The 5865-nt window shown below is 45.6% G+C and carries 5 protein-coding genes; 2 read left to right on the top strand and 3 right to left on the bottom strand.

Annotation, left to right across the window (positions count from 1 at the left end; all coding sequences use genetic code 11):
- Positions 1 to 450 precede the first annotated feature (450 nt).
- The gene (locus tag RMO84_RS20445; RefSeq protein WP_310490278.1) at positions 451 to 1914 is read left to right on the top strand and encodes a sugar transferase; all 1464 of its coding nucleotides are present in this window, start codon (positions 451 to 453) and stop codon (positions 1912 to 1914) included.
- 28 nt (positions 1915 to 1942) lie between these two features.
- Here RMO84_RS20445 and RMO84_RS20440 read toward each other — a convergent pair whose 3' ends face one another.
- Together RMO84_RS20440 and RMO84_RS20435 are read right to left on the bottom strand one after the other, a co-directional pair.
- Positions 1943 to 2920 carry an MnmC family methyltransferase gene (locus tag RMO84_RS20440; RefSeq protein WP_310490277.1) on the bottom strand — a complete coding sequence of 326 codons (978 nt, stop codon included), beginning with the start codon at positions 2918 to 2920 and terminating at the stop codon, positions 1943 to 1945.
- 35 nt (positions 2921 to 2955) lie between these two features.
- Positions 2956 to 3789, bottom strand: a complete 834-nt coding sequence (locus RMO84_RS20435; protein ID WP_310490276.1) for a M48 family metallopeptidase — start codon at positions 3787 to 3789, stop codon at positions 2956 to 2958.
- 337 nt (positions 3790 to 4126) lie between these two features.
- Between RMO84_RS20435 and ychF the strand changes: the two genes are divergently transcribed.
- On the top strand, positions 4127 to 5215 hold the full coding sequence (gene ychF, locus RMO84_RS20430) for a redox-regulated ATPase YchF (RefSeq protein WP_310490275.1): 1089 nt from the start codon (positions 4127 to 4129) through the stop codon (positions 5213 to 5215).
- Positions 5216 to 5421: 206 nt separating this feature from the next.
- On the opposite strand, the gene RMO84_RS20425 is transcribed toward ychF, so the two are convergent.
- Positions 5422 to 5763 carry a DUF5615 family PIN-like protein gene (locus RMO84_RS20425; protein ID WP_310490274.1) on the bottom strand — a complete coding sequence of 114 codons (342 nt, stop codon included), beginning with the start codon at positions 5761 to 5763 and terminating at the stop codon, positions 5422 to 5424.
- Positions 5764 to 5865 lie beyond the last annotated feature (102 nt).

The raw sequence follows: 5865 nt of genomic DNA, 5'->3' as shown, positions 1-5865 counted from the left end.
AAACATAAAACAGTTAAGGCTCGATCGGGATTTTTTTGTGACTAAATCGGTGCGTTCTAACTGCAATCGAGGATGCCCGCTAACTATTACCGCGTGCAAGCTGTGTCCACATATACAAACGATTAGTTTATGTATCAAAGTATACTAATTTTTTGAAACCGGAAAATATCTATCTAACGATAGATCTATGTTGCAATTACATATTAGTATATAAAGTACGACGCAGAGCTTGTCTGGTAACGTTTGTTGCTTTTAGCTATTTTGGATCGCCAAGCGACAGGACTTTGTGCTAGCGATTCAGCCAAATGATAATTGACATCGGTGCTATTTTTTAGCGATGATGTGCGAGTATGCTACAGGGAAAAAGCAAGCTCTTCGGTCATTATATTGTGAGTACAAGTTTTGGCTAGTTGTATTCAAGTTTATTCAATCTAACTTCGGAGCGATCGTATGACCGATCTCAAAAAAAATACTCCTACAACCAGCAACCTGTGGCAGACAGAAGATATCCGCGCCATGCAGCTATCGATGCGCTGGCGGACACCGATCGCGATCCTCAGATCGATCGTCATGTTGGGACTAGATGCTCTCATGCTATACGGATCCTGGACGATTGCCGATCGAATTGGGATCGTCACATCAGGCTCCCATCTCGCACTGACGACCGCCCCAATTGTGGCAATTACGATCGGCACGCTGGCGGCTTCGGGATTTTATGGAACTGATGATAAGTTACACAGATTTGCCAAATTATTCAAAGCACTGACACTCGCGCAAGTTGTCATTTTGATTGCGGCGTTTTTCTATCAACCCGGTCTGTGGTGGGTATCGCGGCTGGTATTTATCATTGCTTGGTTGCTAAACTTTGTCTCGATCGGTTTGGCGAGATTTTTATTTGACAGCGTCAACATTCAACTCCGGAAGCATTACCCGATTTTTAAGCAATCAATCGTGCTAGTCGGACATCCAGAGGATATCGAAAAGGTGCGAAAATTGCTCGATCGATCTCAACAATTTAGAATCGATAGCACGATCGATCTGTCAGTTTGGGATATCCACACGCAGTTGGAACAGATGATTGCGCGGATTCGAGCGCGCAAAGTCAGTGAGGTATTTATCTGCTCTCAACAGCTCATTGACAATCAAATTATTTTATTCTGGAATCTCAAAGCTGCTGGCATTCATCTGCGGATGGTACCGACCGATCTCCAGCTCCCGCAACGCTCTGCGGAGATCAAGATGATCGAAGAAATCCCCACAGTCCGCTTTAAATCGCTGCCAATTTTTGGAATTAGCTTTTGGCTCAAACGAATATTCGATTTGACAGCTTCATCGATCCTGTTGATTGTCCTATCACCATTATTGATAACGATTGCGATCGTCGTCAATAAAACATCTTCTGGGTCAATTTTCTACAAGCAAGATCGGGTTGGTTTAAAAGGCCATCGCTTTAAAGTGTGGAAATTCCGGACGATGGTGGCAAATGCTAACGAACTGCAACAAGCACTCGAAGCTCAAAATGAAGTCAAAGGTGGCGTCTTATTTAAAATCAAAGAAGATCCCCGGATTACCAAAGTCGGTAAATTTCTGCGAAAATATAGTTTGGATGAATTGCCACAACTATTCAATGTTTTGCAAGGCCAAATGAGCCTAGTCGGACCGCGTCCGCTGGCGATTCGAGATTATGAGTTGTCCATCCAAAACACCGAACAATTTACCCACGACCGCTTCTTGCGCTACGAAGTGTTGCCTGGGGTGACTGGATTGTGGCAAGTAAAAGGTCGTGCCAGTACTGATTCCGAGGAAATTTTTTATTGGGATATGGTCTATATCCTCCAGTGGTCGCTCGCCCTGGATGTGAAAATATTACTTGCCACAATTAAGGTAGTTTTATTGCGAGAAGGATCGTATTAACGATCGTCGCCCAGGCGAAGATCGCTAGTTATTTAGTCCGCCATCGCTTCTTCCATTGTGAGGTAGTTTCCAATCCGCATTCATCCTGTTCGAGTTCGCGACGAATGATGATTTTGGCCATCGAATCCGTACAACTCGGATCGCGATAGGGCACTGCCGCACGCGTCTGCAAATGTTCGAGTTCTTGTGGTGATAATGGCGTCAATTGTGCGGCATTGAAACTCGCAACCGTGCCTGGTGATTTTCTCCCGACGGGACTACTATCGCCGACAGATAATCCGGCTGCCACTAGCGCGGTGCGAACTGCCGATGCACATGAATAGGTGGCAATTATCCCATCTGGCGCGCAACATTTAGCGACTCGATCGATAAATTCGATCGTCCATAATTGCGGACAAGCAGTTGGTGAAAACGGATCGAGAAAAATCGCATCGGCTATGAATCCTGTTGCTAGTACTCGATCGATTGTTTGTCTCGCGTCGCCCAGAATTAATCGAGCTGTTAAGCGATCGCTCTCCACTATTTCGGTATTTACTAATTGAGTTAATAGTTGCGGAATCGGCTCTGCCCAGTCGCCGAGCAAATTATGTTCGATCGCCGAAACTGGCACAGATCGATCGAGTTCTAGGGCGATAATTTCTACTGTACATGCAGGATGCGATCGCCAAATCGTCGCCAAAGCTGCGGCACTATTGTAGCCCAATCCATAACAAATATCTAAAATTTGCAAATGCCCGCGACTAGCTTTTTCGGCTAATAAAGTTGGAATGGCATATTTAAAAATTGACTCTTCTTTGGCACCAAATTTACTGTGAAAAGTCTGCCCAAACTCCTCCGAGAAAAAGGTATAAGAACCATCATCGGTGATGCAAGGTTTAAATTGGGACATATCAATGCTTGTGCGAGGACGATCGTCAAAGTATTCAGATGCTTGCGGTTCGCACCACGAATACCCATCTTCTATTATCCCAAATGCCTCAGCATAAGCAAAGCCAGTTAGACGCACATTCTGTTATTCCCTTACACCTAAAATTCGTCCGTCTAGATCGAAAATTCCAACAATCGGGAGTATTCTCCCGAATCTGCCCATTCGAGCAATTGTGAGGCGCGCATTACACCCCAGGGACTTTGATAATTCATAAAGCTGACAATCTTGGTAATGCGGTCGAGATTGCTGATACTATTAGCATCGAACTGTCTAGCTTGGGCTTCAAAGGCATCGATCGTTTGTTTGTTGAGATATTCGTTAGGCAAACCACTTAGCTTCATCAATGTCGAGATCGCACTATCGAGATTTTGACAGGCGAGTAAACCCGCCCGATCGCTAGTAAATTTAGACATTACGATCCAATTGTAGAGCGCGACTTCCACCCCATTAGCGGCTAGTCCGCCCAATCCAAAGGTAGTAGTACTCAGCACGCTTTTGAGCATCGGCATCACAATTGACAACTGCTGATAAGCTAAATAGCCGCTCTTGACGCGCGCCAGCTCGTGTCCGAGTAAAAAGAGTAATTCATCATCACAGAGCCATTCCATTGCCTCTAGATTGATGCCAATCGAGGGCTGCTCGACACCGATCGCATAAGAAACAATATGTCCCGTACCGCGATGCAGATATAATTCAGGCACGGGACTGACATCCAAAATTGCCGCCGCTTCGAGCAGAGCCTGATGCAATGCGGGAAAGTTGGCACTAGTAACTCGAAAATCTTCACCCTGAACTTGCACCCGTACCAATCGATCGATACTATACTCGTTAATCTTTTTGAGCAGCAACGATAAACCGGGCATCTTCTCTAGATTCATCAATGCTTGACGATCGAGCGGATGTCGGTAGCTCTCGGGACGCAGTTCCTTGAATTTATGTCTAGTCACAGCGTTGGTATTGCTAAATGGGGACGGAGGGACGAGGGGACTGGGAGCTAAATTAGTGGTGAAATTACGGTAAAAATATCTCCGATTGTCCGCGATCCTGACGTGTGGATCTGTCGATTTTTGAGGATTGTTTCAATTGGTTGTCCCAATCTGGGAAACAACTAAACCAATGAATTTACTAACCAATCGTAACCTATTTGCCGTTACTAGATTCAGACCCGATCGTCTGTGTTTTTGACGCTTCCAGTCTCCTAATCCTCCAGTCTCCCCGTCTCCCCCTTGGAGCAGCGATCGCGTATAATCGATCGAGTGAAGTTGTCATCACCTGAGACTAAAAATGCTAAGAGCCGGAATCGTTGGACTGCCAAATGTGGGCAAATCGACATTATTTAATGCCCTAGTTGCCAATGCCAAAGCTGAAGCTGCTAACTATCCATTTTGCACGATCGAGCCGAATGTCGGTAGCGTGTCCGTTCCCGACGAACGGTTGCAAGTCCTTGCCAACATGGTTAATTCCGAGAACATCGTCCCCACGCGGGTGGAATTTGTCGATATCGCGGGATTAGTCAAAGGAGCCAGTCAGGGCGAAGGTTTGGGGAGCAAGTTTCTCTCGCACATTCGGGAAGTCGATACCCTCGTCCAAGTCGTCCGCTGTTTTGAAGATGACGATATCATCCATGTTTCCGGCGTCGTCGATCCCCAGCAGGATATTGAAGTCATCAATCTGGAACTGATTTTAGCCGACATCGACCAAATCGAGAAGCGGATCGATCGAGCGCGGAAGACAGCCAGAACCAGCAAGGAAGCCCAAATCGAAGTCGTCGCCTTAGAAAAACTGCTTAAGGATCTCAATGCAGGCAAAGCCGCTCGTCAAGTCGAATTAAGCGACGAAGAAAGCGAAAGTATTAAAGGTTTGGGATTGCTCACCCGCAAACCAATGATTTATGCGGCGAATGTATCGGAAGAAGACTTAGCGACAGGCAATGATTTCGTCGAGAAAGTGCGCGCCGTAGCCGCTAAAGAAGATGCGCAAGTCACGATCGTTTCCGCTCAAGTAGAAGCCGAACTGCTCGAACTGCCAGAAGAAGAGAAAGCCGAGTTTCTCGAATCTTTAGGCGTATCTGAAGGTGGTTTAAAATCCCTAATTCGCGCTACCTACCACCTGCTCGGACTCCGCACCTATTTTACCACCGGGCCAAAAGAAACCCGCGCCTGGACGATTAAAGCGGGGATGTTTGCACCGCAAGCCGCAGGGGTGATTCACTCGGACTTCGAGAAAGGTTTCATTCGCGCGAAAACGATTTCATATACTGATATGGTCGCCACTGGCTCGATGCAAGCTGCTAAGGATAAGGGCGTACTGCGGAGTGAAGGTAAGGAATACCTAGTCCAAGAAGGCGACATTATGGAGTTTTTACACTCCTAATCGGGATCGGTGCGATAGCAAATATACACAGCTCGACACCATAAATGCTGTCGAGCTGTGTTAGCGGTCTAATTGTTTGCGATCGATTAAATCTTCTAGTTAAATAATCTAACACAGACTAAACGCTTGTCTAGATAAACGCGATCGATCGCATGGCAAGAATACAATTTGGTAGGCGAAGAGATAGTAGCTTATTTTCTAAAATGCTACTTAGCAGGACGATTTACCCGAATTAATTTACCATCGATCGATTCTTCGTTGCGCAGTGCCATATCTATACAGTCGGCAAAATTATCCCAGTCATCATTTCTGCTGCAAATTATAATCCCCTTATGAGTTCTCACTTGCTTATGAAGATTTTTAAAATGATTGTAATTTAGAGTTATGACTGCCCGATTTTGACTGATGGCAAATTCTAGTACCTCTTCATCGGGAATACTCTGATTATCCTTTCCGGCTTCTCTCGTTGTTAATATGTCATAGCCTTTTTCTCTGAGTCGCCTCACTACTGGAAATTCAAAATTTTCGTCAGCATATAACTTAATCATTTATGCTTCCTCGTTAGCAGCAATTGCTTCGGCAATTTCATCAGGGAAAGCTTCAGCATAAGCCCAGCCATTAGCTAAATCTGTTGCTGTTAATTGAGGATA

The sequence above is a fragment of the Chamaesiphon sp. VAR_69_metabat_338 genome, assembly GCF_031423935.1.
Classification (GTDB): domain Bacteria; phylum Cyanobacteriota; class Cyanobacteriia; order Cyanobacteriales; family Chamaesiphonaceae; genus Chamaesiphon.
Note: the sequence above shows the minus strand (reverse complement) of the source record. Positions and strands in the feature narration are given on the sequence as shown.

Excerpts from the sequence above, each read along its gene's own strand:
- RMO84_RS20445 (WP_310490278.1), top strand. The coding sequence starts at position 451 with ATGACCGATCTCAAAAAAAATACTCCTACAACCAGCAACCTGTGGCAG.
- ychF (WP_310490275.1), top strand. The coding sequence starts at position 4,127 with ATGCTAAGAGCCGGAATCGTTGGACTGCCAAATGTGGGCAAATCGACA.
- RMO84_RS20425 (WP_310490274.1), bottom strand. The coding sequence starts at position 5,763 with ATGATTAAGTTATATGCTGACGAAAATTTTGAATTTCCAGTAGTGAGG.